Raw genomic sequence first — 26,635 nt, 5'->3', positions numbered from 1 at the left:
TGAATTCAGTCTCCCTCATGTAGTCCTTTGCTGGTTACAGGCCAAGGCTGCGACCGATGATTTCCTTCATGATTTCGTTGGTGCCGGCAAAGATCGGCGTGATTCGCGCATCAATGTAAGCCCGCGCGATGGGGTATTCCATCATGTAACCGGCGCCACCGTGGAACTGAACGCCCTGGTCAACCACACGGTTGAGCAGATCGGTGCACCACCACTTGGCCATGCTGGCTTCGTCCGGTGTAATGGTTCCCGCGTTCAGCTTGGTCACCAGGCTGTCCACAAAGGTCTGGCCGATGGTGATCTCGGTTTTCAACTCCGCCATGCGGAAGCGGGTGTTCTGGAACTTGCCGATGGGCTTGCCAAACGCGGTACGTTCTTTAACGAAGTTCAGAGTTTCGTTGAAGGCATATACTGAGCCGCCCACTGCACCCAGTGCGGTTACCAGGCGTTCCTGAGCCAGTTTTTGCATCAGGTAGATAAAGCCTTGGCCGGGCTGACCCAGAACGTCGGTTTTGGGAACCACCACGTTTTCGAAGAACAGCTCGGCGGTGTCCTGGGATTTCATGCCCATTTTTTTCAGGTTGCGGCCGCGATTAAAACCTTCGGCACCACGGGGAACACAAACCAGGGTAACGCCTTCGGGGGCTTTGGCTGCCACGATAACCAGGTCTGAGATGATGCCGTTACTGATGTAAGTCTTGGCACCGTTCAGGATATAGTGATCGCCTTTGTCTTCCAGGCGGGACTTGATGGCCTGCAGGTCGCTGCCGGTGTCCGGTTCGGTCATGGCAATCGCAAGAATGATCTCGCCGCTGCAGATACCGGGCAGCCAGCGCTGTTTTTGCTCTTCGTTGCCGTAAGCGGAGATATAAGGAGCGATGACGTCGTTATGCAGCGCCAGTGCGAAACCGTTTTCACCGATATAAGCAAGCTCTTCGATCATGATCTGGGAGTAGCGGAAATCGTTCAGGCTCAGACCACCGTATTCTTCATCCACTGCCGGTGCCAGGAAGCCGTTTTCACCGGCCTTTTCCCAGATGGCGCGATCTACGATGCCCTGTTCGATCCATTTTTCCTGATGGGGTTTGACTTCTTCTTCGCAGAATTTGCGGAAGTTTTCACGAAAAACCTTGTGCTCTTCTTCGAAAATGGATCTGTTATCAAAACTCATTATTCTCTCCGGTTATGTAATTCTACCGTTAACGACCGCCAAAATTTTTTATAGCAGACTGCATGGTCGTCAATTATTGATAGGGGCCATAGATGCAACAATGACGTAATGTGCCAATTTTCATGACCTAAAACGACAAGTCACTGGAACTTCAGGCGGGAAGCCAGTAAAGTTTAGGGCTGTTTGCTGTGTTAAACCTATACAAATGTTAGAGAAATGTGGCAAACCTGTCGAGCCTGTATAAACATATGAAAAATAAACACTTTTAAGGCTTTTTTGTGAGCTCTAGATTCATCCCCATTAATCAGGTCCTGATTTTGCTGGAAGCGGCGAAGCGTGGGGGCCTGAGTACGGAGCTGCTGTTGCAGGAGTGTGGCATAGACGCCTCGGTGCTACATGAGGCGGATGCCAAAGTCGATAAGAAAGCATTTATTCACCTGATGTTGACGGTGATGCGCCACACCGAAGACGAGTTCATGGGGTTCGGCTCCGGGCGCGTATCGAAACCCGGAACCTTCAGCATGATGGCTCATGCTGTTATCAATTGCGCCACGCTGGAGAAGGCGATCCGTCGTGGGGCGAAATTCTATGAGCTGTTCGATTACGCCATTGCCAGTCGTCTGGTCCCCTCCGATGACGAGGCATTGATTCAATTTGTGTCGCGGGGGGAGATCCTGTTTCGCCCCCATATTATGGAAGCCGTGGTGTTTCTTACGCTGCGCTTCCTCAGCTGGTTGATTGGCCAGCAGATTGTTCCCAAGCGCATCAATCTGGATTTTGATTCCATCGATGATGGTGAGTTTGCCAATCAATTCCCCTGTCAGGTCCACTATGGCCAGCCCCGTTGCGAGATCGTGATGGACAGTCGCTACATGTCCATGCCCCTGGTACAGAATCAGTTATCCCTGAGCAAGTTCCTCAAGGCATCGTTGGAAGAATTGATGGACGGGGACATCGAAAATGCCAGCCTCAACGCGCAGATTCGCAGCATCATCAGTAAGGAGTTTGGTAATAATTTTCCTGACTTCTCGGTGGTGTGTGAGAAGCTGGCCATGACGCCCCAGACCTTGCGGCGCAGGCTCAAGGATGAAAACACCAGCTATCAGGAGATAAAGGATACCATTCGCAAAGATGCCTCCATTTATTATCTCTCCAAGCCGGAGCTGACCATCGATGAAATTGCCTTGCTGATGGGGTTTTCGGAAGCCAGTTCGTTTCATCGGGCTTTCAAAAAGTGGACCGGGAAAACCCCTTCGGCCTATCGCCAGGAATTATTGAGTTGAATGGCGCTGTCCGCGGGGCAGTATCAGGTGTGGATGGTGTACTCGGCTTCCACCCGGGTGCCGCCTTCGCTGTAGCTGACCCGGTCGCACAGGGTTTCGATCAGGTCGATGCCGCGGCCAAAGGAATCTTCATCGGTAGAGTGATTGCGATGTGCAACATCAAAACCACAACCGGAATCATCCAATTGCAGACTCAGGTAGCCCTTGCGGCCTTCCACGCGGAAGGAGACCGTAATGTCGAGAGTCCCGCAGGACAGCTGCTGTAGCTTTTCTTCCCGCTGTTGATAATATTCCAGGTAACCATCTTCGGTTTTTTTCAAGTCGGAACGCAAACCCAGAATCCCGTGCTCCAACGCATTGGAATACAGCTCGGCCAGAATGGTGTGCAGATAATCTTTGTGTGACTCGATCCCCGGCGCGGAACTGATCATGTCCACCAGTTGAGCCACAGGGGAAGTGGGCTTTTTCATTTCCTCTGCCGTGAGGGTCATGTGCAGGGTCCAGGGCAGGGCGAGCTCCAGGTTTAACACCGATGCATCCCCACTCACGGCCGCTTCTACTGGTTTGCAGATCAATTCCAGCAGCGTGATGTCGTCGTTCTGGTCTTTGTGGCCAGTAAAGCGGTTAACGCTCTCGATCAGGCTGGTGAGGGGATCGCTGCTGGCGCCGTCAAAATGATCCAGCATGCGGTTTTCGCCGTACATTTCCCCCTCCGAATTCAGCGATTCGGGAATGCCATCGGTGTAGAGATACAGACGATCACCGTCGGCGACTTCGATAATATTGGCTTCCCGCTCGAACTCGTCATCTTCCAGAATACCCAACGGCATATGAGTCGAAGGGATCTTCTGCTTCAGGGCCCCGGATGCGTCGGTGTGCAAGGCATCCGGCATACCACCCATCCACAGTGTCAGGCGGTTGCCTTCTGCGTTGAGCTCGGCGATGGCGGCCGCCGCAAACATGTCGTCCGGCAGGAATTTTTCCAGGGTGCGGTTGACTTCCCGGGCGATACTGCTCACCGACGCACCCTGTTGGGCAGCGTCCAGAAACGCCTGTGACACCGGCAGCGCGCCGATGGCGGCGGGCAGGCCGTGGCCGGTGAAGTCTGCCATCAGTGCGTATAAACCACCGGATGGACTGATGGTCACCAGCAGCAGGTCTCCATTGAAGGTGGCAGCGGGGGAGATATAGTGACGGGTGTTTTTGCTGTCCAGGATGCTGGCTGCAAGGGCGTTCTCGAACACATTCTTGGCAATCTCGTGTTCGCGCAATGTGAACTGGTGGAGCCGGGTCAGCTCCTTGTTCTGCCGGTTAAGCTGTTCGTTCAGATCTTTGATCCGGCTGTGGGCTTTGATTTTGGCTTGCAGCACCTGTTCGTTGATGGGTTTACTGAGGAAGTCATCACCGCCGATGGACAGGCACTTGGTGAGGGAGGCGTCGTCAGAGAGAGCAGTCAGAAAAATGATGGGAACGTGGGTTCCGCGCAGATGCTCCTTGATGGCCTGGGTGGCTTCGAAGCCATCCATGATGGGCATCATCACGTCCATCAACACCAGATCCGGAGTGGCGCTTTTGAACAGCTCAACGGCTTCCTCTCCGTTGGTGGCTTCCACCACCTCGTGACCGTCGTCCTCCAGCATCCAGGCCAGCAGCTTACGGTTGGCTTCGGTGTCGTCTACCACCAGAATCTTCATGTCGTCACCATTCCCTTGAGCTCGCTTTATTCGATGTCGAACTTTTTGTCGAAGCGGGAAATGGTCAGAATCTTTTTGATCTGGGGGCGACAGTTGATGATGGCGATCTTGGTATTGTCACCGAGGCTTTTGCGCATATTGAGAAGCATCCCCAAGGCCGAGCTGTCCATATGCTCGGTTGCGCGCATATCAATGATGAAGCTTACGTCTTTTTGATCGCCATAGGATGCCCTGAACTCCTGTACAATCTCGAAATCAAAGCGTCCACTGATGCCGATAGTGAGTGTTTTTCCATCACTGGATAAAGTACTTTCAACGGGCATTGGTTTTCTCCTTGCCGTGACTAGAATAAATCGATTTCTCCGGTGGGAGAGCTCGATGCGGTGTTATCACGCATTATGGACTGTTTTTTCTTGACTGCTAAACAATTTTCCAGCTCGGAAACACGGTCCATGTGGCGTTCTGAAAGGGTGGCGACACTGCAGATTTCGCCCAGCTGATGATTGATCCCGTCCAGGCGCTCAAGGTCCTGGCTGATTTCTGAGATGACCTGTGTGAAGATGTCTTCGAATTGCATGGCGTGGACGGCCGTATTGACGTGTTGGTTTACCTCTACGTTCAGCTGATTAAGACGGTCCATGGTCTCGGAAACGTGCTGGTTGGTTTCCTCCAACCCATTCAGCATGCTGTCCACGTAGCCCTTTGCGTTGATGGCGTCGTTCAGGTCCAGTGAGGCGATTGCACCGACAATGTCCCGCACCATGGTGACCGTGGACTTGGTGATTTCGCCCCGGTTGCGGATTTGCTCGCTCAGTCGGTTCGTATCCTGGGAAAGTTTGCGTACTTCATCGGCCACCACGGCAAAACCGCGTCCGGCTTCTCCGGCTCGGGCAGCTTCTATGGCGGCATTGAGGGCCAGCAGGTTGGTTTGCTCGGCGATGGTACGGATATCGGCCAACAGGCCGAACATGTGATCCAGTTCTTTCACCATGTCACCAATGTGATGGACGGCTTGTACGCTCTTTTCGCTGACGTCGATCAGCAGCGACACGTACTGCATCAAAATATCACTCACTTCGCTGGCGAATTTCTCCACGGTAACATTTTCATCCTCACCGTCTTGAGAGTGGCCGCGTCCGGTTACCGCTTTGGTGACGTCGCGAATCAGTTGGTTGGTGTGATTTGAGGTGTGTCCCAGCCCGGAAAAGCTGGCCGACAGACTGGCGCTGCTGCTGCGAATGGCTTGGTCGATGGAGTGCACCTTGCGGGTGATGCTTTCGAAGCTGGATTCATTGTCCCGCACGGCGAGGTCGATCGCCGGGAACTCGGCCATGGGCCGTTCGGCCGGAGTGGGTGCGATGGCCTGTGAACGGTGTCGGCCAAGCCAATGGTTGTAAACCAAAAACAGGGCCAGAGCCCCGATCAACATAGCTTCGATCAGCAGGCTGTCCGTGCTGAGGACGCCGACAGCCACTAGTATTCCCAGAGTGACAGCAATGTTTTGAGGTCTGGCCAAGTTACTACCCACTTACCCGATGTCAGAAAGAACGGTAACTGACTGTTTTACAATCAGTTTAGATCAGTTGGGTGTTTTTTCCAGTTTATCGTTGTGGGGCTACTCCGAGTTTTTCAGGGACTCCAGCTGCTCCCAGCGTTCGAAGGCCGTTTCCAATTCCTGTTCCAGTTGCTCAGCCTGTTGTTTTAATTCGGCTATTTTCTCCTGGGCTTGCTGATATAGCGTAGGATCAGCAAGTTGCTGATGGGCGCTTTCCAGCTTCTGTTCAAGAGATTCAATGGTCTGGGGCAGGGATTCCAGTTCCCTTTGATCTTTGTAACTGAGCTTTTTCCCGGGTTTTGCCTGTGGCTTGGCGGGCGTGTCTGCTTGGGGCTCCGCGTATTGCTTTTCCGTCGCGGGCGCCGGGGCTGCTTTAGGGCGCTGACGCAGCCAGTCGTCGTAGCCCCCCACGTATTCCGCCAGCTTGCCGTTACCCTCGAACACGATGGAGCTGGTGACGATGTTGTTGAGAAAGGCGCGGTCGTGGCTGACCAGCAGGATGGTACCCTGGTATTGGTCCACCAGCTCCTCCAGCAGTTCCAGGGTTTCGATATCCAGGTCGTTGGTGGGTTCGTCCAGTACCAGCAGGTTGCTGGGTTGGGTGAACAATTTTGCCAGCAGCAGGCGGTTGCGTTCACCTCCGGAGAGGGCGCGCACCGGAGTACGGGCCCGCTCCGGGCTGAACAGGAAGTCCTGCAGGTAGCCCATGATGTGCTTGTTCTGGCCGTTGACCGTGATGGTGTCACTGCCCTGGCTGACGTTTTCCCGCACGCTCAACTCTTCATCCAGCTGTGCCCGCAGTTGATCGAAGTAGGCAATCTCCACGTTGGTTCCGAGTTCCACGGTGCCGCTGTCGGGCTTTAATCTGCCCAACAGCGCCTGGATCAGCGTGGATTTGCCGACCCCGTTGGGGCCGATGATGCCGATTCGATCCTCCCGCAGGATCAGGGTGGAGAAGTCCTGGATAATGGGGCGCCCGTTGAAGCTGACGTTGATGTGCTTGGCTTCAATGACCTTCTTGCCGCTGATTTCAGCCTGCTGGATGGTGGCGTTCATGGTGCCTTGCCGTTCCCGGCGCTGGGCGCGTTCCTTGCGCATGGCTTGCAGTGCCCGTACCCGGCCTTCGTTGCGGGTGCGGCGTGCCTTGATGCCCTGGCGAATCCAGACTTCCTCCTGGGCGAGTTTCTTGTCGAAGCGCTCCCACTCTGCGGCCTCCGCTTCCAGGGCCTCTGCCTTGCGTTGCAGATAGGTCTGGTAACTGCCGGGCCAGCTGGTGAGCTGGCCCCGGTCCAGGTCGATGATGCGGGTGGCCAGCCGGCTGAGGAAGGATCGATCGTGGGTGATGAACAGGACGCAGTTCTTGTAGCCGAGCAGGAACTCTTCCAGCCAGGCGATGGACTCGATGTCCAGGTGGTTGGTGGGCTCGTCCAGCAGCAGGATGTCCGGTTCCTGTACCAGGGCGCGGGCCAGCAGGACTCGTCGCTTCACGCCGCCGGATTGTGCTTCAAATGCCACCTCACCCTCCAGGGACAATTTGGAAAGCGTGGCTTCCACCCGCTGTTGCAGCGCCCAGCCGTCTTCCGCTTCCAGGGCTTTCTGCACGCTCTCCAGGCGGTTGAAGGCGGCTTCGCTGCCGCTGGCCAGCTCTTCGGTCAGATGGTGATACTGCTGGATCAGCTCGCCCACTTTGCCCAATCCTGAAGCCACAACGTCGTAGACGCTGCCACCGGTGCCCTGGGGTACTTCCTGTTCCAACCACGCAATGCGGGTTCCCGGCGACATTTCAATTTGTCCGTCGTCGGGTTTGATCTGGCCGCTGATGACTTTAAGCAGGGTGGACTTGCCGGTTCCATTGCGCCCCACCAGGCACACCCGTTCGCCTTTTTCCAGGTTGAGGTGGGTTCCATTCAGCAGCTCCGGCCCACCAAAGGCCAGATGAATGTCGCGCAGTCGAAGCAGGGACATAGGGATTTATTCTCTTAAGGCTACCGCCGGGCTCTGTTTGAGGATGCGTTGGCTGCTGATCTGCCCGGCTAACCCGATCACCAGCCCCATCAATGGGGGCACTATTATCCAGATCCAGGGGTTGGGAGTATAGGGGAGCGCGAGCAACTTTAAGTAGATGGCAAGCCGGGCCATTTCCGCCCCGAAACAGGCCACCAGTCCGGACAGCGCGCCGATGGCAAAGAACTCGGACCACTGTTGGAGGATGAGCTGGCGCCGGGTGGCTCCCAGGGTACGCATGATGGCGCCTTCCCGATAGCGCTGGGGCATGGTGGTGATCAGGGTGGCCAGGGTGATGGTCAGGCCTGCCGCCAGCACGAACAGCAAAATGAATTCCACCGCCGCGCTGACCTGGTCCAGTATGGTCCGCACCTGCCGTAGAATTACGTCCACCTCCAACAGGGTGATGGCGGGGAAGCGTTGCACCAGAGGCTTCAGCAGGTCCTTGCGCTCTGGCTCCAGGTGAAAGCTGGTCAGGTAGGTGGCGGGCAATCCTTCCAGGGCTCCCGGATTGAACATCAGGTAAAAATTGGGCTGGAAGGACTCCCATTTCACCGAACGAATACTGGCAACCTCGGCGGTAAAGGTCTGGTTGGCCACAAAGAATGTCAGCACATCCCCCAGCTGAACACCCAAGCGCTGGGCCAGCCGTTGCTCGATGGAAACCCGGGCGCCCGTGTCCGCCGGCAGTGTATCCCACCACTGACCCTCAATGATGCGGTTGTCCGAAGGCAGGGCCTGGGCCCAGCTCAGATTCAGTTCCCGGTTCAGGGCCTCTTCCTCTTCTTCGCTGCCGGATTCCTTGGTAACCGCCATCTGCATGGGGGTCTGGTTGATGTGGGTGAGCCGGCCGCGCACGATGGGGTAGAGTGGTTGGGACAGGATATTGTTCTCCTGCAGGTGCTGTTCAAATGCGTCTGCCTCATGGGGCAGCACGTTCAGCACAAAGTGGTTGGGCGCTTGTTCCGGAAGCTGCTGTTGCCAGGTATTGATGAGCTCACCCCGCACCAGCAGGATCACCAGCATGGCCATGGCGGTGAGGCCGAAGCCCAGCAACTGCACCCGGGTACTGAGCCGACGCCGGCTCAGGTTGCGCAGACCCGCCTGCAGCGACAGCGAACTGCGTTGACTGATCTGGTTGATCAGCAGGCCAAACAGTGCAGTCAGTCCGTAAGTGACGATCCAGGCCAGCAGGCTGCCCAGAACGATGGCTGCGATCAGCACTGGATCCCGGGTGTACCAAAGCATGAGCCCACCGATCAGCATCAGCACAATGCCATAGAGCAGGCTTTTGGACAGCGGGGAGGGCGTGAGATCCCGCCGCAATACCCGCAGCGGCGAGGTCCTCTGCAATTGAACCAATGCCGGCAGGCTGAAACCGAGCAGAATCACCAGTGCCAGAATCAGGCCGCTGAAAAACGGCCGGGCGGAGGGCAGGGGGATGCCCTGGGGCAACAAGCCGGACAGCATTTCCATCAGGGAGAAATGGAGCAACCACCCCAGCGCGCCACCCAGTACCGCGCTGATCAGAGCCAGGGCAATCAATTGACTGGTGAATACCAGCAGGATCTGATTGGAGCGCAATCCGAAACAGCGCAATAGCGCCGCGGTGTCATAGCGGGTTTCGCTGAAGTGTTGGGCGCCCATGGCCAGTGCCACCGACGCCAGCAGAATGGCCATCAGGCTGGCCAGTTGCAGATAGCCTTCGGCCCGGTTCAGGGCCGCACTGACCGTGCGCTGACGAGAATGAATGGACAGAATGTTTTGTCCCGGTTGCAGCGAGGGGGTAAGTGTGGCCCTGACATTGGCAATGGCCGACTCCGGGCCGGCAAACTGATAGTAGTACTCCACCCGGCTCCCGGTCTGGATCAGGTTGGCGGCCCCCAGGTCGGACTGGTTCATCATCAGCCGGGGCACAAAGGAATAAAAGCTTCCGCCACGATCGGGCTCGAAGGTCAGCACTTTCTCAACGGTTAACCGGGTATCCCCCACATCCACCTCATCACCCATCTGAATACCCAATACGTTGAGCAAGCGGGATTCCACCCAGGCCTGCCCGGGGCCGGGGCCCCGCGGGCTTTCGTAATCCGGCTCGAACGGCTGGTCGCTGACTTTCAGGGGTGTTTTCAACGGATATTGATCGCTCACCGCTTTGATGGACGTTAACTGCATGCCCTCATCGGCCATGACCACGCTGGAGAATTCCACGGCGCGGGCAAATCGAACGCTACTGGGCAATTCCGGCAGTCGGTCCAGCGGCACCGGGCTTTTGATCACCAGGTCCCCGCCCAGCAGGTTGGAGGCCTGCAGCTCCATGGCGTTTTCGATCCGTTCGCTGTGAAAGCCGATGGTGTTGTGGGTGGTGACGGCCACCAGCAGGGCAATCAGCAGCAGGTTGAGGTGTCCGGAGCGCCAGTCCCGCAATAACAGACGCAACGCCAGCGTGATCTGTTTCATGACAGTTGACCGGCGTTCATGGTGACGGTGCGCCCACAGCGTTGCGCCAGGGTCATGTCATGGGTAACCAGTATCAGCGTGGTCTGGTGGGATCGGTTCAGCTCAAACAGCTGATCGGCGATGGCTTCGCCGGTATGGGTGTCCAGGTTGCCGGTGGGCTCGTCGGCGAACAGAATATCCGGCTCGGTGACAAAGGCCCGGGCCAGGGCCACCCGCTGTTGTTCGCCGCCGGACAACTGGCTGGGATAGTGCCGCAGGCGCTGGCCCAGTCCGACCCGGGTCAGCATCTCCCGGGCCCGTTCCGGCACGTGGCGACCATCGGCTATTTCCAGCGGCAGCATCACGTTTTCCAGCGCGGTCAGGTTCGGTAACAACTGGAAGGATTGAAACACGAACCCCACGTGGGCGGCCCGCACCCCTGCCCGCTGATCCTCACTCATGGCATCGAGCTGGTTGCCCATCAGGTGGATGGAGCCGGAAGAGGGAACATCCAGGCCCGCCAACAGTCCAAGCAGGGTGGATTTCCCGGAGCCGGACTCCCCCACGATGGCGAGGGTTTCCGCGGCGGCCACTGAGAGATTGATGCTGGACAGGATGGTCAGCACCTGATCCGGCATGGACACTGATTTTTCCACATTGGTGGCCTGAAGGACGGGCGTGCCGTTTTGCGGCATACTGTTCATAGACTTGAAATCCTTACAGATTCTGATGAAGGTAATGCTAACAAATGATGAGACCACTGTTTGCGTTATTTAGTTTAATCCTCTGTTTATGTGTGGGCTCTGCCCAGGCAACCTCTGTCCAGGACTCCTCTGCCAGCGAGCGGGTGTTGCTGGTGGTGGGGGACAGCCTGAGCGCCGGCTATGGTATCCCCCAGGGGGAGGAGTGGGTGCGACTGTTGCAACAGACCCTGGAGCAACAGAAGTTGGCGGTGCGGGTAGTCAACGCCAGCATCAGTGGTGATACCACTTCCGGCGGCCTGGCACGTCTCAAACCTTTGCTGGAGCAGGAAAGCCCGGACTGGGTGCTGATTGAGCTGGGCGGTAATGACGGCCTGCGCGGGATGTCCCTTTCCGCCATGGAAAGCAACCTGCAGGCGATGCTGGATCTGGTAAAACAGCAGGGCGCAGAACCCATGCTGGCGGGCATCAAAATTCCACCTAACTATGGCAACAAATACCGCAGCCGCTTTGAGCAGATCTACGTGGATTTGTCCGAACGTAATGAGGTGCCGCTGTTGCCCTTTTTGTTGGAAGGCGTTGGCGGAGTGGAGGATTTGATGCAGGCCGATCGGATTCACCCCAATACTCAGGCGCAACCCTTGATTGCCGACAATGTGTGGCAGTTTCTTGAGCCGGTGTTGGCGGCGGATTAGAAAGCCAAATCAGGCCCGCTGTCACAATGTGGTACGGCAGCAGGCCTGTGTTCCGGGGGGGGGATCGGCTTTGTCTGATGCCTAATCCCGTGACAGTAAATCCCGGGCGATGTGGGTGATCTGGATTTCGTCGGTGCCGCCATAAATCTGCAGGATCTTGGCATCGCGGGCCAGTTGCTCCACCTGGTATTCCGCCATGTAACCGTTGCCGCCGTGGATCTGTACCGCTTCCATGGCAACCTCCACCGCAGTTTGCGCCGCATACAGCTTCATGGCCGAGGCCTCTGCCAACGTCATGCTGCGCCCTTTGGCAACGGTTTCGATATATCGAAACACCAGGTTTTCCAGATTGATGCGGGCAATTTCCATCTTCGCCAGCTTGGCCTGAATCAGCTGGAATTCCCCAATGGGCTTGCCGAACTGCACCCGCTCTTTCGCATATTTCACTGAAAGCTCCAGGCAGCGTTCGGTGATCCCCAGGGCCATGGCGGCCACGCCGGAGCGCTCTGCCGAGAAGGTATCCTTTACGCCGCTGCGATAGGAGATCTCCTCGGTCTCACCCAGCAGCCGTTCCGGTCCCACCTTCACATCCTGCAGAAACAGCTCCCCGGTGGGGGAGGAGTGGATACCCATTTTGCGGAACGGCTTGCTTTGGGTCAGGCCGTCCATCCCGCTGTCGAGGATGAAACTGAGTACTTTGCGCTGTTTGGGTTCGACGCCGGCTTCGTCCAGTTTGCAGATGAAGACAATGGTGTCCGCATAGGGGCCGTTGGTAATGAACGTTTTGTTGCCGTTGAGGATATAACCCCCATCCTCCGTGCGGCGGCAGGTGGCTTTCATGCTGCCGAATGCGTCAGAGCCGGAGTTCGGTTCCGTAATGGCCCAGGCGCCAATTTTGTCCATGGTCAACAGGTCCAGAGCCCAGCGCTCTTTTTGCGCGAGGGTGCCGCGGGACATGATGGTGCCGGCGGTCAATCCCATGCTGACGCCCATGGCCGTGACCATGCCGGGGCAATAGCGGCACAGCTCAATGGTGGGAATCATGCGCATGGCGGTTTCCTCGCCACGCATCATCTCTGCCATGGCGGGGTCCCTTTCCTCTTCATCTTGTTCAGGTTCTGGCTGGCCGGCCAGCCGGGCTTTTTCCTGGGCAATCTGTTTTTCAAACCGCTGCTTGGCCATCACATCGATGCCAAAGGTTTTGAGGAATTTGCGCAGTGTGTCATAGGGTGGTGTGTCGCCGTGTTCCAGCGCATCCAGGTTGGTGGCGATTTCCCGTTCCACAAACTGGCGTACAGCGCCTCGCAGCATGCGTTGTGGCTCGCTCCATTCAATCATGTCCGGCTCCTGATATTGTGATTCTTCTTATGTTTGAGGGTGACCATTTGGTCATGGTGGAGCCAGCATAACCAAACTGCAGTTCAGCGGACATGACCAAAACTGCTGATAACGGGGGGAATCCTGTCACTCTTTGCAACCTGAGGGGCGTAAGGGCCCGGTGTCAGGTTTGTTGCAGAGACTGTTCCAGACTGTCGGCCATGTCCCGGAACTGGTTGCTCAGGTGGCGTTCCCCTCGCTCGTTGATGCCCCTGGCCAGCAGGCGCAGGACCTTCACCAGCATGGGCTCCCGCAGGCGCCGCTGCTGGGCCTGCTTCACCATCGAGGTCACGGTCTCCCAGGCTTCGATCTGGCAGAACTGCAGCATCAGCTTGAGCAGGGTTTCGTCGGGGAGGGAATGTTCCCCCATTAACGGCAGGTAATCCCGGTACACGTCGTGCAGCATGTGCATGGTGGCGGTATCCTGCGTGGTCATGCTCAACAATTGATGGGCCGTGGTGTGGAAGCGGTCAGTATGGGGCTGGAGCTTTTCCAGAAAATATCGTTGCTCCAGAACCGCATTTTTCTGCGGGTATTGGGCCTCAAGCTGGGCCAGCTTGCGCTGGGCGGCGTCAAAATTGAACGTGGCCAACTGTTTCAGATAGTCATCAAGGCTTCGGCGATATTCCTCGTCCTCATCAGGCGCCTGATCCAGGTAGGTTTCCTCCACTTGAACCAAATACTTACGGCCCACCAGCATACCCAGCCCACCCGCCAGCAACCCGCCGGCATGGGCGATGTATGCCACCCCATCATTGCCACCCCAGATGGCATTGATCAGCTCCCAGCCCAGCCAGACCGGCAACATCACCAGGGCGGGGGCGGTAAAGTAACCGAAGTAGAAAATGATACTGTAAAAGAACTTGATTTTGCGCAGGCCATATAAAGCGGCATACATGCCCATCACACCGGAGATGGAACCGGATGCGCCCACCAGGGGGATATGGGCACTCCAGTTGAACAGGGTGAATGCGAGACCGGCCACAATGCCGCAGAACAGGTAACAGAGGACGAAGTACGTGGAGCCGATGGCGGCTTCCACGGCCACGCCGGTGAGGGCAAGAATGACCATATTGCCGATCAGGTGCATGGTGCTGCCGTGCATGAACTGGTAGGTCAGATAGGTGATCACCCGGCTGTCAGCGGGGATCAGCCCCAGCTTAAAGGCGCTGACCTCAGCCACCATGGTATTCACTTCGCTGCGGGCGGAGCGCCAGTCATCGTAGACATCTTCCCCCCAGAAGCGGGCATCCGTTTTATCCATTTCCACGGTAAAAGAAAGGTCTGCCAGAATGGCGTAGCTGAGGTAAACCCGCTCCGACTCGGACCAGGCGGACTCAAACTCTGCTGCTTCCAGCTCGCGACCGGTCTGATGCAGATGGCTGATGTAATTGGGGTATTCCAGGTCCAGCAAGCCGTGCTCAGTGTAGTATTCGGCGGCCAGGTAAAGCCGTTCCTCATCACTCCACTGCCAGCCGAAGAACACCAGACAGCACACCATAATCAGTGCACAGGTCATGACGGGAGCCCGCCTCCAGTCGATACCGCGCTCCGCCGGAATTATCAGCATGTTCTCTAACCTTTCTTATTTGGATTCCATTAAGTAAAGCAAACTTTGAAAAAATCAGGAAAAACAGGTTTTTAGAGTCTTTAGTTCTAAAAGTAGGCAAAATTTATCCAGAAGCCACTATGACCGATCGGTCATCTTGGGTTTGGTTAAATTCCGAGCTTGCAAAGTGTTAGAGTTTGCTATATTTAAATCATGAGTTAAATTAATAAATACAGTTTTCTCAACGGGTTAAGCGATATTGTCCAGCTGCCTCGTATATAGGTGCAGAAAACAGTGTGCGCACAGGGCGCTTCAGGGAAACAAGTACTGCGGGAGGTACTGGTAAAATGGAAGACAACGGGACTAACGATACGCTGCGAAATTCCGTGTTGACCAAGTCAGAGCTGATAGAGCGGGTGGCACAAAAGCAAACCCAGCTGTCTCAGAAAGATGTCGAGTTGGCGGTGAAAACCATGCTGGAAGAGATGTCGCAAGCTCTTGCCACCGGTGGTCGCATCGAGATTCGGGGCTTCGGCAGCTTCTCCCTGCATTATCGCGCGCCACGGCTGGGGCGTAATCCCAAGACCGGGGAATCAGTGGATCTGACCGGAAAATACGTTCCGCATTTCAAGCCGGGTAAAGAGCTGAGGGATCGTGTTAACAACGACCCTGAACCGGACGGCTCTGCGATGTAAGTGTATTCGCTTGAATTCCCTGATAAAAACGGCATGATTAGCCCATGCCGTTTTTTTATGCGCGCTGTTCGCGTGCCGAATTGCTGAAAAGAGCATGACATGGGAAATATTGTTAAAGCCTTTTTGATCGTTGCAGTGATACTGCTGGTGTCCCTGGTACTCGGGATGTATCAGATTCAAAACGATCATGACATACAGGTCGATCTGATCTATTTTGCTGAACCCATCGAGATGAGCGTGGCCCGCTTCGGGATGGCGTTTTTCTTCGGCGGTGTACTGGTGGGCATCGGATTGTGTGTGCTGATCTGCGTGGTGCTGGGGTTCGAGGTGGCCGCCGCAAGGCGGGAAGCCAGCAAGTTAACCAAAGAGTTGAAAAAACTGCGCGAGCGCAATCTGAAGGAAACCACCTGATATGGTGGATTTGTTCGTCGGGATCCTGCTGTTTGCCGCCATCGTGATCGGATGGTTGCTGGGCAAGGCGGAGCGGCGCAAAACCGTGGCGGTAGAGACCGGGTCCGGCGTTGGTAAAGAGTATTACGATGGCCTCAACCTGCTATTGAATGAAAAGCAGGATGAGGCGGTGGACCTGCTGCTGAAAACCCTGGACGTAAATGGAGACACCTTCGAGACTCACATTGTGATGGGCAGTCTCTATCGCCGGCGGGGTGAAGTGGACCGTTCCATCCGCATACATCAGGATCTGTTAGCCCGCTCTGATCTCAGCAAAGCGCAGCACGCTGCGGTCAAACTGGAACTGGCCCGGGATTATCTGAACGCCGGCGTACTGGACCGTTCCGAGCGCCTGCTGAAGGAGATCGCGGAGGAGGGCAGCCTGCAGCAGATTCGTGCCTTGGAATATCTGCTGCGGATTTATGAACAGGAGCGCGAGTGGGGCTCCTGCATTGACGTTGCCGAAAAACTCATGGCCAAGGGCAAATTGCTGCAGGTGCAACTTGCTCACTACCACTGCGAACTGGCTGAGCAGATTCTGAAACTGGGTGATTACGTGCAAGCCCGGCGCGAACTCAAAAAAGCCCTTGCTGCCGATCGATATTGTGTGCGAGCCAGTATGCTGCAGGCGCAGCTGGAAACCGAGGCCGAGAACCCCAAGGAAGCCGTCAAATCATTGCGGCGGGTGCTGGAACAGGATCCGACTTTTGTCCCGGATACGTTGCCCTTGTTGCACCAAAACTATGAAAACCTCGGGCAGATGAATGAGTTGTCAAAGTACTTGTTTGAATGCCTGGAGAAGTCCCCCGCCATCTCCATCGTCATTGAGCTCTCCCGTTTGGTAACGCAGCTGGAGGGAGAGCAGGCCGGCGCGTTTGTTTTATCCGAGTATTTGAAAAAGCGGCCTTCCGTCAAGGGTCTGGACCGATTGATCGAGCTGCAGATGAACCGGGCTGGCGGAGAAGAGCGAGAGAATCTTGCCATTCTGCAAGCCTTTACCCAGAAGCTGATTCGGGATAAACCTATATACCGCTGTACCGGTTGTGGCTTTGATGGCAAGACGTTGCACTGGAAATGCCCGACGTGTAAAACCTGGGGCTCGGTGCGACCCATCCAGGGCCTGGAAGGCGAGTAACAGCGATTGAACGATAACAGGAGCTGAATATGGTGTGCCAATCTCCCATAATTGTGGCGTTGGATTTTCAGTATAGAGAACAGGCCCTTGAGGTGGCCGACCAGCTTGACCCCAGCCAATGTCGCTTGAAAGTGGGTAAAGAACTGTTCACCCGCGAAGGGCCGGCCATGTTGAAAGCGCTGCACGATCGCGGTTTCGAGGTGTTCTTGGATCTCAAGTTTCATGACATTCCCAATACGGTGGCTAAAGCCTGTTCTGTAGCCGCTGATCTGGGGGTCTGGATGGTCAATGTGCATGCGTCTGGAGGTCGGCGCATGATGGAAGCCGCGCGCAAAGCGGTCGAACAGGCCGGTACCGGCACCCAGCTGATTGCCGTAACGGTGCTCACCAGCATGGAGCGTTCGGATCTGGTGGAGGTGGGCGTTGACCTGGAGCCTCAGGAGCAGGTTCTGCGGCTGGCGCAGCTGGCCCAGGATTGCGGATTGCAGGGTGTTGTATGTTCTGCCCAGGAAGCGGCCATGTTGAAGCCGGCGTTGGGTACAGCATTTAAACTGGTGACCCCGGGCATCCGTCCCGCGGGCTCAGCGGCCGGGGACCAGCGACGTATCATGACGCCGCCAGAGGCCCTGTTGGCCGGTGTAGATTATATGGTGATTGGCCGCCCCATCGCTCAGGCATCAAACCCCAAAAGTGCGTTACAGGCGGTTTTGGCCAGCCTGCAATGAGGCAACGCTTTCTTTGACCCTTAGCTGTCTTCTTGAAGAGGAATCGACCACTTTCAGAGACAGCGTATGCTTAGAACCGCAATTATCAGTGGGGTGGTAATGTGGCTGCTGTGTGCCACACCGGGAATGGCTGCCCAGAAAAACCAGTTTTTTATTCCCCTGCCCATCAACATCAACGCCTCCGACGCGTTAACCCTGTCCAGGGCCCTGGTGGGCGTAGGGCCGGTCAAGGCAGAAGCAATAGTCCAGTATCGCGAGCGCCATGGCCCCTTTGTCACTGTGGAAGACCTGTTGCAGGTAAAGGGGATCGGCAAAGGAACCCTGCGCAAAAACAGCGGTCGTATTGCAGTGGAGTGACAAATTTACTTTTTTTGTGCCTGGCCGGTTTTTATACTTGGCGGGTTGATATTCGTTATATGGAGAACACCGTGTTTACAGCCCGCCACCCCTTCGTTTTTCTACTGATGGTTTTTTTGGGTGCAACGCCTGCGTTGGCCAAAAATGTGGTTGCTCCAGACCAGTTGATCAACAATCTGTTTGTTGAGATCAACAACCGTATTACCCAGGATCAGGATAAGATCGCAACGGATAAAAGCCACCTGATCACTATTGGGGACGAAGTGTTGTCACCCTATGTCAGCTTTGAAACCATGGCCAAACAGATTCTGGGCAAGAACTGGCGGAAGATCACACCGGAGCAGCGGCTTCGATACACCGAGGCGTTTCGGCAGCGAGTCTCGGTTTCCCTGGTGTCCCAGTATGACCCCAGCAAGACCTACAACCTCGAGGTCACCGGATCGCGCCAGAACGAGCAGGGGGACCGGGCTGCCGTAAGCAGCGTGGTGACGGAAACCAGCACGGGGCAAAAATACAACATCAGTTACAAGCTGTTTGTAGACCGAAAAAGTCAGAACTGGCAGGTCTATGATGTGGTGGTGGAAGGTGTGAGTGTGCTGCAAAGCTTCAAGACCGCCAGTGCGGAAGATTTCAAGAAGAATGGCATCGAGTATATGATTGCCCAGCTGCAAAATTCGGATCAAGCCCAGCCTGAAGTCACCCAGTAATCATTTCATGTTTTTCAGGCTCTCCCGGGTTTTCAGGCGGGCATCCCGCCGAACCTGGGCGCCTTGATAACGCCGCAATTCCTCGGTCGTTTGGGGATTGATGTCGGGCACCTCACATGGCCTGTTATCCGGTCCCAGTGCGACAAAGGTAAAGTAGGCGGAGACAATATGCTTCTTCTCACCTGAGAACGAGTTCTCCGCATCCACCCTGACGCCAATTTCCATGGAGCTGGACCAGGTCCGGTTGACCGACGCGCTGATCAGCAAGGTGTCGCCGTCCTTGGCGGGAGCCACGAAATGGAAAGAGTCCACTGACGCCGTCACGCACACCTTGCCGCTATGGCGCTCGGACACCACGAGCGCGACCCGGTCGCACAATGACATGATCAGCCCGCCAAATATGGTGTAGTGGGCGTTAAGGTCGTTGGGAAAAACCTTATATACGTGATTTTGAACGGATGAGGCCGATACCGGTTTTGGTGTGACTACATTATTCATGGTTTGAGTGGTCCGTGAGCCGGTGTTATCAATTGTATCAAAGCCTTGAGTTAGGCCTGTTTAAGGACAATACTTCAAAGGATAATGTGCGTAAATCGCAAATAATAATGTGGAATGGTCCGATGCTCGTCAAAGCCGCCGGACCGGTCTTGTTTCAGGGGATGATGTCCGATGTCCTGGTATGTGGTGAAGACGAAGGCGCGTCAGGAGAGCAGGGCGCTTGACCATCTGGCCAATCAAAATATAGAGGTGTATTGCCCTTGGCTCGTGCGTAAAGATGGGCGAAGGGAGGCGCTGTTTACCAGTTATCTTTTTGTGCGATTGAGCTCGCTGGCTTCGCGTTTTCATGCCATCAAAAATACCCGCGGTGTGCTGTGTATGCTGAAGTTTGGGGAGTGGTGGGCCCAGGTCGATGATCCGATTATTGAATACCTGAAGTTCAAGGAGAACGGGTTTCGGAACGTGCCTTTGTTCGAGCCGGATCAGGAGGTGGTCATCAAGGATGGCCCATTCAAAGGTGTGGAGGCGGTTTACCTGTGCGCCAATGGCGATGAGCGGGCGATGGTGTTGCTCACCCTGTTGGGGCGCAAGCAGTCGGTTGTCATCAAAGAAAGCCTGCTTAAAGCGGTTTAACCCGCTTGGCCACTGAGCGGTTGGTCTCCACCGCCTGGGGCAAAAACGAGCGGCAAAAATGAGGCATAAAAAAAGGGAGCTTTTCAGCTCCCTTTTTGGTGTTGGCTCCACAGGCAGGGCTCGAACCTGCGACCCAGCGGTTAACAGCCGCTTGCTCTACCGACTGAGCTACTGTGGATCAGCTCTTGAGGACGCGTATATTAAGGGCATGAATCCCTTCGGTCAACCACTTTTTTCCATTTTTTTATCAATCAGTTAGGGTGTTTGTGTGGTTGTCAAAAGGATTGATTGCCTGCGTCGGGGCCGCTTGAGACGGGCTGGTAAATTTAGCCCAGGCGAGCCTGGGTTCTATTGCAATAGCAACGTAACTCACTATAGTGTCGGGTCTCAGCGTCTCATCATTGTCATCTCAGGGGGTTTACCTTGTTTATAGACCAGGCATCTGCTCAGGATTTGCAAGCGCAATTGGCTGAACTGGAAAAGCAGTATGCAGCGTTTCAGTCTGCCAAATTAAATTTGGATTTAACCCGGGGCAAACCCAATAGTGCTCAGTTGGACCTGTCCAATGGGCTGGATGGTATTTTGACGGACGGGTATAAGGCAGCTGACGGTACGGATTGCCGCAATTACGGCGGTCTTGATGGTCTGCCCGAGGCTAAGGCCCTGTTTTCACAGGTGTTGGGTGTTACACCCGCTGAGACTCTGATTGGTGGCAACGCCAGTTTGACTCTGATGTTCCAGACCATGGCGTTTGCACACTTCTTCGGTGTGCGCGGTGCACAGAGTGCGTGGAGTCGTGAGGGGGAAATCAAGTTTCTGTGCCCGGTGCCGGGATACGATCGTCATTTTGGAATCTGTGAAGAGCTCGGCATTACCATGATCCCGGTGGCCATGGACGAAAATGGTCCGCTGATGGATGAAGTGGAAGCGCTGGTCAAGGCCGACCCGTGTATCAAAGGGATCTGGTGTGTTCCCCGCTTTTCCAACCCAACAGGTATCGTTTACAGCGACGAAGTGGTGGATCGTATCGCCCGGCTGGCCAAGATCGCCGGAGCCAACTTCCGCGTTATGTGGGATAACGCCTACGCCATTCATGCCTTGAGCCACGACGCCCCTGCGCTGGCAAATGTGATGGACGCAGCCCGCAAGCAGGGTACCGAGGACTCCATCGTAATATTCGGCTCCACCTCCAAGGTGACCTTTGCCGGATCGGGTTTGGCCTTTATGGGCACCTCCGAGGAAAACCTCAAACATTTCAAAAAGCACCTTGGCATGGGAACCATCGGCCCGGATAAAGTGAATCAGTTGCGCCATGTAACGTTTTTTGGTGATTATGCGGGCTTGCTTGATCATATGGACAAGCATGCGGAATTACTCAAGCCCCGTTTTGACGCGGTTCTGCAGCACCTGGATGAGGGGTTCTCCGAGTCCGATATGGGGAGCTGGACAGTGCCGGAGGGTGGCTATTTTGTGTCCTTTGACTCCCGGCCCGGTCTGGCAAAGGAGATCGTCCGTCTGGCGCTGGAGGCGGGAGTGAAGTTGACACCGGCGGGAGCGACCTTCCCGTATGGTCAGGATCCTGAGGATAAGAACATCCGCCTGGCACCCAGCTTTCCTTCTCTGCAGGATATCAACAAGACCATGGAAGTGTTCGTGGTGTGTGTGAAGCTGGCGTCCATCCGACAGAAGCTGTCCTGATATTCCGGTACTGCACGTATTCTGGTACCACCCGTTGTAATCAAAAAGCCCGACAGTCCAGGTGACGTCGGGCTTTCTCATTTTTGGTGGGTGAGTGTGGTATAGTCGTATCAGTAAAAGCAACAAAGATAAGGATCTAAATATATGATTCCGGTCATCCTCTCCGGTGGTAGTGGTTCAAGGCTTTGGCCCCTGTCGCGTTCAGCCTATCCCAAGCAGTTTTTGCCCCTTTGCTCTGAATATTCCCTGGTTCAAGAAACGGTCTTGAGACTGCGTGGCAGCGTAGCCGATGAGGCGCCCATTTTTGTCACCGCCAACGACCAGCGGTTTTTATTGGCAGACCAGGTGCAGTCATTGGATATCCAGGATGCGCACATCATTCTGGAGCCAGCTCGACGCAATACCGCCCCTGCTATTGCGTTGGCGTGCTTTGCCGCGTTGGAGAGATCTGCAGACGCTGTGGTTCTGGTATTGCCATCGGATCACCATATTGAAAATTGTGAGGTGTTTCACAGGGCCCTGCTGACGGCAAATAAAGCGGCCTTGAATGGTGGCCTGGTGACGTTTGGTGTTGTACCCAATAAACCGGAAACAGGGTACGGCTACATTAAAGCAGATAATCAGGGCAGTGATGGCTGGTATCCGATCCAGGCTTTCGTTGAAAAGCCTACCCTGGAGGTCGCTGAGGCCTATCTGGCAGCGGGGGATTACTTTTGGAACAGCGGGATGTTCGCATTCCGAGCAGACCTCTATTTGCGCGAGCTTGAATACTTTCAGCCTGAAATTTATGGGGCGGCCAGGGCGTCCTGGGAGGCAAGAGCAGTAGATCTTGATTTTATCCGTGCCGGGGAGGCCGCCTTCGTGGCGTGCCCGGAAAACTCCATTGACTACGCAGTGATGGAAAAGACGGATAAGGCAGTGGTGATCCCGCTCGACTCTGGCTGGTCTGACGTAGGCTCTTGGCAGTCCCTTTGGGAAGTGCAGAGTAAAGACGCTTATGGTAATGCGTTGAGCGGGGATGTGTATGTTGAGGACACCCATAATACCATGGTGCATGCCAGCAGCCGGATGGTGGCCTGTTTGGGGGTCAATGATGTTGCTATCGTGGAAACGCCCGATGCCGTGTTGGTCGCGAACATTCAGCAGGTACAAAAAGTCAAAGATATCGTTAAGAAAATCGAAGCAGAAGGGCGCTCCGAGCATGAGTTTCACCGCGAGGTGCACCGGCCCTGGGGTCGGTTTGATTCCGTCGACATGGGGGATCGCTACCAGGTGAAGCGGATCACAGTAAAGCCGGGGGCGAGATTATCGACCCAGATGCATCACCATCGGGCGGAACACTGGGTGGTTGTGCAGGGCACGGCTAAAGTGCAGAGGGGTGAAGACTCCCTGCTTTTGTCAGAGAATCAATCGGTTTACATCCCGGTTGGTGAGGTCCACTATCTGGAAAACCCTGGCAAGATCCCTTTGGAAATCATCGAGATTCAGACTGGTTCCTATCTTGGGGAGGATGACATCGTCCGCTTCAGTGATCAATACGGAAGAGGGTCAGATGGTTAACCGTGCGTAAATTCAAGGTCCATTCCAAATACAAGCCGGCGGGAGATCAGCCGACGGCGATTTCGCAATTGGTGGAAGGTCTGGAGGACGGGCTGTCCCATCAGACGTTATTGGGGGTGACCGGCTCCGGTAAAACCTTCACCATCGCCAATGTGGTGGCTCAGGTGCAGCGGCCGACCTTGGTGATGGCTCACAATAAAACGCTGGCTGCTCAGCTCTATGGCGAGTTTAAAGAGTTTTTCCCGAATAATGCAGTTGAGTATTTCGTTTCCTATTACGACTACTATCAACCGGAAGCCTATGTTCCGTCATCCGACACTTTTATCGAAAAAGATTCGTCCATAAACGAGCATATTGAGCAGATGCGATTGTCTGCCACCAAGGCGTTGCTGGAACGGGAAGATGTCTTGATTGTGGCGACGGTCTCGTCCATTTATGGCTTGGGTGATCCGGGCAGCTACCTGAAAATGGTGTTGCATCTGGATCGGGGCGAACCCATGGATCAACGCAAAGTTCTGCGGCGTCTGGCGGAGTTGCAGTACACCCGCAATGATCTGGAGTTTAACCGGGCCACATATCGGGTGCGGGGCGAAGTGATCGATGTGTTCCCGGCGGAATCCGAGCGCGAAGCATTGCGTATCGAGTTGTTCGACGATGAGGTGGAAAACCTTTCCCTGTTTGATCCGCTCACCGGTGAAGTGCTGCAGAAGGTGCCGCGCTTTACGATTTATCCGAAGTCCCATTATGTTACCCCGCGGGAGACGGTGCTGGATGCCATTGACAACATCAAGGTTGAGCTGCGGGAACGGCTGGAATTCTTCTCTAACGAAGGCAAATTGCTGGAGCACCAACGGCTCAGTGAACGCACCCGGTTCGATATCGAGATGATGCAGGAGCTGGGTTACTGCACCGGCATTGAAAACTATTCCCGGTTTTTGTCCGGCCGGGCACCGGGGGAACCTCCGCCCACCTTGTTTGAATATCTGCCACAAAACGCCCTTGTGGTGATTGATGAATCCCACGTCACGGTGCCGCAGATTGGCGGAATGTTCCGGGGCGATCGCTCGCGCAAGGAAACCCTGGTGCAATACGGCTTCCGCCTGCCATCGGCCCTGGACAATCGCCCGCTGAAGTTCGAGGAGTGGGAAGCCTTGTGCCCCCAGACCATCTTTGTTTCGGCAACCCCTGGTCCCTATGAGGCAGAGCACCAACAGGCCATTGTGGAGCAGATCGTGCGACCCACCGGCCTGGTGGACCCCGAGATTGAAGTGCGCCCCGCCCTCACTCAGGTGGAGGACCTGCTGTCCCAGATCCACGCGACGGTGGCAAAAGAAGAGCGGGTACTGGTTACCACGCTCACTAAACGCATGGCGGAGGACCTGACCGATTATCTGATGGAGCATGGTGTCAGGGTGCGCTACCTGCACTCTGACATTGATACGGTGGAGCGCGTTGAGATTATCCGCGACCTGCGCCTGGGGGAGTTCGATGTGCTGGTGGGCATCAACCTGTTGCGGGAAGGGCTGGATATGCCGGAGGTGTCCCTGGTGGCCATTCTGGACGCTGACAAGGAAGGCTTTTTGCGCTCGGATCGCTCCCTGATTCAGACCATTGGTCGGGCAGCCCGTAACCTCAATGGAAAGGCTATTCTCTACGCCGACAAGATCACCAATTCCATGCAACGGGCCATGGATGAAACCGAACGGCGCCGGACCAAGCAGATCCAGTTCAACGAAGCCAACGGTATCACGCCCAAAGGCATCAAAAAATCTGTGGAAGATATTCTGGAAGGCGCCAGGGCTCCGGGTGGGAAGAAACTCGGCCGTAAAGTGGCTGAAAAGAAAACAGGCTATGATCGGGATCTTTCAACCATGGAGCCGCGCCAGGTCAGCGCACTGATCAAGGAGCTTGAGCAGAAGATGTTTGAGGCGGCGAAAAGCCTGGAGTTTGAAGAGGCGGCACGATTGCGGGATGAAGTGCAGCAAATCAAAAGTCGGGCCTTTATACAATAAAGTGATTCTTTGCATATGAAAGTATTGGTAACCGGGGCAGCCGGTTTTATAGGTTCTGCACTGTCTCATCGGCTTTTGGCGCGGGGTGATCAGGTGGTGGGTCTCGACAACCTGAATGATTACTACGATGTCAGCCTGAAAGAGGCTCGCCTGGCGCGATTGAAAGACCACACGGGGTTCAGCTTTCGACGCCTGGCTTTGGAAGATCGTGCCCACCTGGAAGCGTTGTTCAAGGCGGAGCAGCCGCAACGGGTGGTGAATATGGCGGCTCAGGCGGGCGTGCGCTATTCCCTGGAAAATCCACATGCCTACGTGGATTCCAATCTGGTGGGTTTTGTCAATCTGCTGGAGTGTTGTCGGGCCAGCCAGGTTGAGCATCTGGTGTATGCATCCAGCAGCTCCGTGTACGGTGCCAACACCACCATGCCGTTCTCCGTACACGATAACGTCGATCACCCTCTGTCACTGTACGCCGCCACCAAAAAGGCCAATGAGCTGATGGCTCATACCTACAGCCATCTTTATGGCCTGCCGACCACGGGCTTGCGCTTTTTCACGGTTTACGGGCCATGGGGGCGACCGGATATGGCTCTGTTCAAATTCACCAAGGCAATCCTGCAGGGCAGCCCCATAGACGTCTTCAACTATGGCAATCACCGCCGGGACTTCACCTACATTGACGACATTGTCGAGGGCATGTTGCGGACGTTGGACAGAGTGGCTCAGCCTGACCCCCAGTGGACCGGGGATGCCCCGGATTCGGCCAGCAGTAGAGCGCCTTATCGCCTATATAATATAGGCAGTAATCGCCCGGTGGAGCTGCTGCGCTATATCGAGGTGCTGGAACACTGCCTTGGGCGTACGGCTGAGAAGAATCTTTTGCCCATGCAACCGGGTGACGTACCGGATACTTATGCCGATGTGGATGCCCTGGTGGCGGACGTGGGTTACCGCCCTCAAACCACCGTGGAAGAGGGGGTTGCCCGTTTTGTGGACTGGTATCGGGACTTCTATAAAGTCTGATTTTTGAAATCATGACTTGCACTTACGGGTGGGCAGTGGTATTTTTGCGCGCCTGAATACAGCAGGCACGTAGCTCAGTTGGTTAGAGCACCACCTTGACATGGTGGGGGTCGTTGGTTCGAATCCGATCGTGCCTACCAAATTTACACTTGGATCGAGGATCTAAGTGGTTCTGTAGCTTGAGAATTTTCCAAAGCAGTCTTAGAATCTCAAGGGCAGAACCCTTGAGGTTCTCTTTCAGTGAATATAAATGGAATCAAGCAACCCTGGATCGGGTGGCTTGGTTTTTTTATTAACGGGCTTGGAGGAAGAGCTATTAAGCAGCGTAACAGACGCCCCGTAGTACAGTCGAAAAAGAACCGGACTAATGATGAGATCACCTGCACTGAAGTGCGATTGATCGGAGGAGACGGTGAGCAGGTCGGTATTGTCAGCATTGACGACGCCCTGAAGGCCGCCGAGGAAGCGGAGATGGATCTGGTGGAAATCGCTCCTGACGCTGAACCTCCCGTGTGCCGGATCATGGACTACGGAAAGCACATCTTCGAAGAGAAGAAGCGCCAAGCTGAAGCCCGTAAAAAGCAGAAACAGACCCAGGTGAAGGAAATCAAGATTCGCCCGGGAACTGAAGAGGGGGACTACCAGGTCAAACTTCGCAACCTGAAGCGGTTCCTCGA

Annotated in this window: 24 protein-coding genes and 2 tRNA genes; 15 read left to right on the top strand and 11 right to left on the bottom strand. The window is 55.4% G+C overall.

The features are described 5' to 3' along the window. Positions 1–34: 34 nt before the first annotated feature. A complete protein-coding gene (locus D9N14_RS20425; protein ID WP_290583264.1) occupies positions 35–1,171 on the bottom strand; it encodes an acyl-CoA dehydrogenase family protein in 1,137 nt (378 codons plus the stop codon). A 278-nt stretch (positions 1,172–1,449) separates the two neighbouring features. Between D9N14_RS20425 and D9N14_RS20420 the strand changes: the two genes are divergently transcribed. Next, positions 1,450–2,454 carry an AraC family transcriptional regulator gene (locus D9N14_RS20420; protein WP_290583262.1) on the top strand — a complete coding sequence of 335 codons (1,005 nt, stop codon included), beginning with the start codon at positions 1,450–1,452 and terminating at the stop codon, positions 2,452–2,454. Between the two features lie 23 nt (positions 2,455–2,477). On the opposite strand, the gene D9N14_RS20415 is transcribed toward D9N14_RS20420, so the two are convergent. The 6 genes from D9N14_RS20415 to D9N14_RS20390 all read right to left on the bottom strand — a co-directional run bounded on the left by D9N14_RS20415 (position 2,478) and on the right by D9N14_RS20390 (position 10,847). Continuing rightward, positions 2,478–4,148 carry a fused response regulator/phosphatase gene (locus tag D9N14_RS20415; RefSeq protein ID WP_290583260.1) on the bottom strand — a complete coding sequence of 557 codons (1,671 nt, stop codon included), beginning with the start codon at positions 4,146–4,148 and terminating at the stop codon, positions 2,478–2,480. Between the two features lie 26 nt (positions 4,149–4,174). Further along, a complete protein-coding gene (locus D9N14_RS20410; protein ID WP_290583258.1) occupies positions 4,175–4,471 on the bottom strand; it encodes an STAS domain-containing protein in 297 nt (98 codons plus the stop codon). A 20-nt stretch (positions 4,472–4,491) separates the two neighbouring features. Then, a complete protein-coding gene (locus D9N14_RS20405; protein ID WP_290583256.1) occupies positions 4,492–5,622 on the bottom strand; it encodes a methyl-accepting chemotaxis protein in 1,131 nt (376 codons plus the stop codon). A 141-nt stretch (positions 5,623–5,763) separates the two neighbouring features. After that, positions 5,764–7,668 (bottom strand): ATP-binding cassette domain-containing protein, encoded by a 1,905-nt coding sequence (locus tag D9N14_RS20400; RefSeq protein ID WP_290583254.1) that lies wholly within the window; start codon positions 7,666–7,668, stop codon positions 5,764–5,766. 6 nt (positions 7,669–7,674) lie between these two features. After that, the gene (locus tag D9N14_RS20395; protein ID WP_290583252.1) at positions 7,675–10,164 is read right to left on the bottom strand and encodes an ABC transporter permease; all 2,490 of its coding nucleotides are present in this window, start codon (positions 10,162–10,164) and stop codon (positions 7,675–7,677) included. Beyond that, positions 10,161–10,847 carry an ABC transporter ATP-binding protein gene (locus D9N14_RS20390; RefSeq protein WP_290583250.1) on the bottom strand — a complete coding sequence of 229 codons (687 nt, stop codon included), beginning with the start codon at positions 10,845–10,847 and terminating at the stop codon, positions 10,161–10,163. The genes D9N14_RS20395 and D9N14_RS20390 overlap by 4 nt, the downstream gene beginning before the upstream one ends. A gap of 44 nt (positions 10,848–10,891) precedes the next feature. Here D9N14_RS20390 and D9N14_RS20385 point away from each other — a divergent pair, with 44 nt between their 5' ends. Continuing rightward, on the top strand, positions 10,892–11,539 hold the full coding sequence (locus D9N14_RS20385) for an arylesterase (RefSeq protein ID WP_290583248.1): 648 nt from the start codon (positions 10,892–10,894) through the stop codon (positions 11,537–11,539). Between the two features lie 81 nt (positions 11,540–11,620). Here D9N14_RS20385 and D9N14_RS20380 read toward each other — a convergent pair whose 3' ends face one another. Next, positions 11,621–12,877, bottom strand: a complete 1,257-nt coding sequence (locus D9N14_RS20380; protein WP_290583246.1) for an acyl-CoA dehydrogenase family protein — start codon at positions 12,875–12,877, stop codon at positions 11,621–11,623. A gap of 163 nt (positions 12,878–13,040) precedes the next feature. Then, positions 13,041–14,486: a rhomboid family intramembrane serine protease gene (locus D9N14_RS20375; protein ID WP_290583244.1), complete on the bottom strand. Its 1,446-nt coding sequence runs from the start codon at positions 14,484–14,486 to the stop codon at positions 13,041–13,043. A 326-nt stretch (positions 14,487–14,812) separates the two neighbouring features. Here D9N14_RS20375 and ihfB point away from each other — a divergent pair, with 326 nt between their 5' ends. From ihfB to D9N14_RS20345, 6 genes are all read left to right on the top strand, one after another. Beyond that, positions 14,813–15,160 carry an integration host factor subunit beta gene (ihfB, locus tag D9N14_RS20370; protein WP_290583242.1) on the top strand — a complete coding sequence of 116 codons (348 nt, stop codon included), beginning with the start codon at positions 14,813–14,815 and terminating at the stop codon, positions 15,158–15,160. 99 nt (positions 15,161–15,259) lie between these two features. Further along, positions 15,260–15,571, top strand: coding sequence for a hypothetical protein (locus tag D9N14_RS20365; protein WP_290583240.1), 312 nt, complete (start codon positions 15,260–15,262; stop codon positions 15,569–15,571). 1 nt (position 15,572) lies between these two features. Further along, entirely contained in the window at positions 15,573–16,745 is a 1,173-nt protein-coding gene (gene lapB / locus D9N14_RS20360; RefSeq protein WP_290583238.1) for a lipopolysaccharide assembly protein LapB, read from the top strand. Between the two features lie 29 nt (positions 16,746–16,774). Next, a complete protein-coding gene (pyrF, locus tag D9N14_RS20355; protein WP_290583236.1) occupies positions 16,775–17,470 on the top strand; it encodes an orotidine-5'-phosphate decarboxylase in 696 nt (231 codons plus the stop codon). A gap of 66 nt (positions 17,471–17,536) precedes the next feature. After that, entirely contained in the window at positions 17,537–17,827 is a 291-nt protein-coding gene (locus D9N14_RS20350; RefSeq protein ID WP_290583234.1) for a ComEA family DNA-binding protein, read from the top strand. A 71-nt stretch (positions 17,828–17,898) separates the two neighbouring features. Further along, positions 17,899–18,534 carry a phospholipid-binding protein MlaC gene (locus tag D9N14_RS20345; RefSeq protein WP_290583232.1) on the top strand — a complete coding sequence of 212 codons (636 nt, stop codon included), beginning with the start codon at positions 17,899–17,901 and terminating at the stop codon, positions 18,532–18,534. Here the strand turns inward: D9N14_RS20345 and D9N14_RS20340 are convergent, their stop codons facing one another. Beyond that, positions 18,535–19,032: an acyl-CoA thioesterase gene (locus tag D9N14_RS20340; protein WP_290583230.1), complete on the bottom strand. Its 498-nt coding sequence runs from the start codon at positions 19,030–19,032 to the stop codon at positions 18,535–18,537. A gap of 171 nt (positions 19,033–19,203) precedes the next feature. On the opposite strand from D9N14_RS20340, the gene D9N14_RS20335 reads away from it, so the two are divergent. After that, on the top strand, positions 19,204–19,665 hold the full coding sequence (locus D9N14_RS20335; RefSeq protein WP_290583228.1) for a transcription termination/antitermination NusG family protein: 462 nt from the start codon (positions 19,204–19,206) through the stop codon (positions 19,663–19,665). Positions 19,666–19,767: 102 nt separating this feature from the next. Here D9N14_RS20335 and D9N14_RS20330 read toward each other — a convergent pair. Beyond that, positions 19,768–19,843: transfer RNA gene (locus D9N14_RS20330), tRNA-Asn, on the bottom strand. Positions 19,844–20,088: 245 nt separating this feature from the next. Between D9N14_RS20330 and D9N14_RS20325 the strand changes: the two genes are divergently transcribed. The 6 genes from D9N14_RS20325 to infC all read left to right on the top strand — a co-directional run. After that, positions 20,089–21,363 (top strand): aminotransferase class I/II-fold pyridoxal phosphate-dependent enzyme, encoded by a 1,275-nt coding sequence (locus D9N14_RS20325; protein WP_290583226.1) that lies wholly within the window; start codon positions 20,089–20,091, stop codon positions 21,361–21,363. Between the two features lie 144 nt (positions 21,364–21,507). Beyond that, on the top strand, positions 21,508–22,923 hold the full coding sequence (locus D9N14_RS20320; protein ID WP_290583224.1) for a mannose-1-phosphate guanylyltransferase/mannose-6-phosphate isomerase: 1,416 nt from the start codon (positions 21,508–21,510) through the stop codon (positions 22,921–22,923). A gap of 2 nt (positions 22,924–22,925) precedes the next feature. Next, positions 22,926–24,935 (top strand): excinuclease ABC subunit UvrB, encoded by a 2,010-nt coding sequence (gene uvrB, locus D9N14_RS20315; RefSeq protein WP_290583222.1) that lies wholly within the window; start codon positions 22,926–22,928, stop codon positions 24,933–24,935. Between the two features lie 15 nt (positions 24,936–24,950). Beyond that, the gene (locus tag D9N14_RS20310) at positions 24,951–25,958 is read left to right on the top strand and encodes an NAD-dependent epimerase (RefSeq protein ID WP_290583220.1); all 1,008 of its coding nucleotides are present in this window, start codon (positions 24,951–24,953) and stop codon (positions 25,956–25,958) included. A 63-nt stretch (positions 25,959–26,021) separates the two neighbouring features. After that, positions 26,022–26,098 (top strand) — tRNA-Val (locus D9N14_RS20305). Between the two features lie 235 nt (positions 26,099–26,333). Continuing rightward, on the top strand, positions 26,334–26,635 hold a 302-nt coding region (gene infC, locus D9N14_RS20300), incomplete at its 3' end, for a translation initiation factor IF-3 (protein WP_411267964.1).

The sequence above is a fragment of the Ketobacter sp. genome (genome assembly GCF_003671495.1).
Taxonomy (GTDB): Bacteria; Pseudomonadota; Gammaproteobacteria; order Pseudomonadales; family Ketobacteraceae; genus Ketobacter.
The sequence above is the reverse complement of the archived record's forward strand: the minus strand, read 5'-3'. Positions and strand labels throughout refer to the sequence as shown.

Coding starts and splice junctions, on each gene's coding strand:
- lapB (WP_290583238.1), top strand. CDS start 15,573: ATGGTGGATTTGTTCGTCGGGATCCTGCTGTTTGCCGCCATCGTGATC.
- D9N14_RS20310 (WP_290583220.1), top strand. CDS start 24,951: ATGAAAGTATTGGTAACCGGGGCAGCCGGTTTTATAGGTTCTGCACTG.
- D9N14_RS20340 (WP_290583230.1), bottom strand. CDS start 19,032: ATGAATAATGTAGTCACACCAAAACCGGTATCGGCCTCATCCGTTCAA.
- D9N14_RS20395 (WP_290583252.1), bottom strand. CDS start 10,164: ATGAAACAGATCACGCTGGCGTTGCGTCTGTTATTGCGGGACTGGCGC.
- D9N14_RS20380 (WP_290583246.1), bottom strand. CDS start 12,877: ATGATTGAATGGAGCGAGCCACAACGCATGCTGCGAGGCGCTGTACGC.
- D9N14_RS20365 (WP_290583240.1), top strand. CDS start 15,260: ATGGGAAATATTGTTAAAGCCTTTTTGATCGTTGCAGTGATACTGCTG.
- ihfB (WP_290583242.1), top strand. CDS start 14,813: ATGGAAGACAACGGGACTAACGATACGCTGCGAAATTCCGTGTTGACC.
- pyrF (WP_290583236.1), top strand. CDS start 16,775: ATGGTGTGCCAATCTCCCATAATTGTGGCGTTGGATTTTCAGTATAGA.
- D9N14_RS20390 (WP_290583250.1), bottom strand. CDS start 10,847: ATGAACAGTATGCCGCAAAACGGCACGCCCGTCCTTCAGGCCACCAAT.
- D9N14_RS20335 (WP_290583228.1), top strand. CDS start 19,204: ATGTCCTGGTATGTGGTGAAGACGAAGGCGCGTCAGGAGAGCAGGGCG.
- D9N14_RS20425 (WP_290583264.1), bottom strand. CDS start 1,171: ATGAGTTTTGATAACAGATCCATTTTCGAAGAAGAGCACAAGGTTTTT.
- D9N14_RS20400 (WP_290583254.1), bottom strand. CDS start 7,668: ATGTCCCTGCTTCGACTGCGCGACATTCATCTGGCCTTTGGTGGGCCG.
- D9N14_RS20350 (WP_290583234.1), top strand. CDS start 17,537: ATGCTTAGAACCGCAATTATCAGTGGGGTGGTAATGTGGCTGCTGTGT.
- D9N14_RS20415 (WP_290583260.1), bottom strand. CDS start 4,148: ATGAAGATTCTGGTGGTAGACGACACCGAAGCCAACCGTAAGCTGCTG.
- D9N14_RS20320 (WP_290583224.1), top strand. CDS start 21,508: ATGATTCCGGTCATCCTCTCCGGTGGTAGTGGTTCAAGGCTTTGGCCC.
- D9N14_RS20385 (WP_290583248.1), top strand. CDS start 10,892: ATGATGAGACCACTGTTTGCGTTATTTAGTTTAATCCTCTGTTTATGT.
- D9N14_RS20375 (WP_290583244.1), bottom strand. CDS start 14,486: ATGCTGATAATTCCGGCGGAGCGCGGTATCGACTGGAGGCGGGCTCCC.
- D9N14_RS20410 (WP_290583258.1), bottom strand. CDS start 4,471: ATGCCCGTTGAAAGTACTTTATCCAGTGATGGAAAAACACTCACTATC.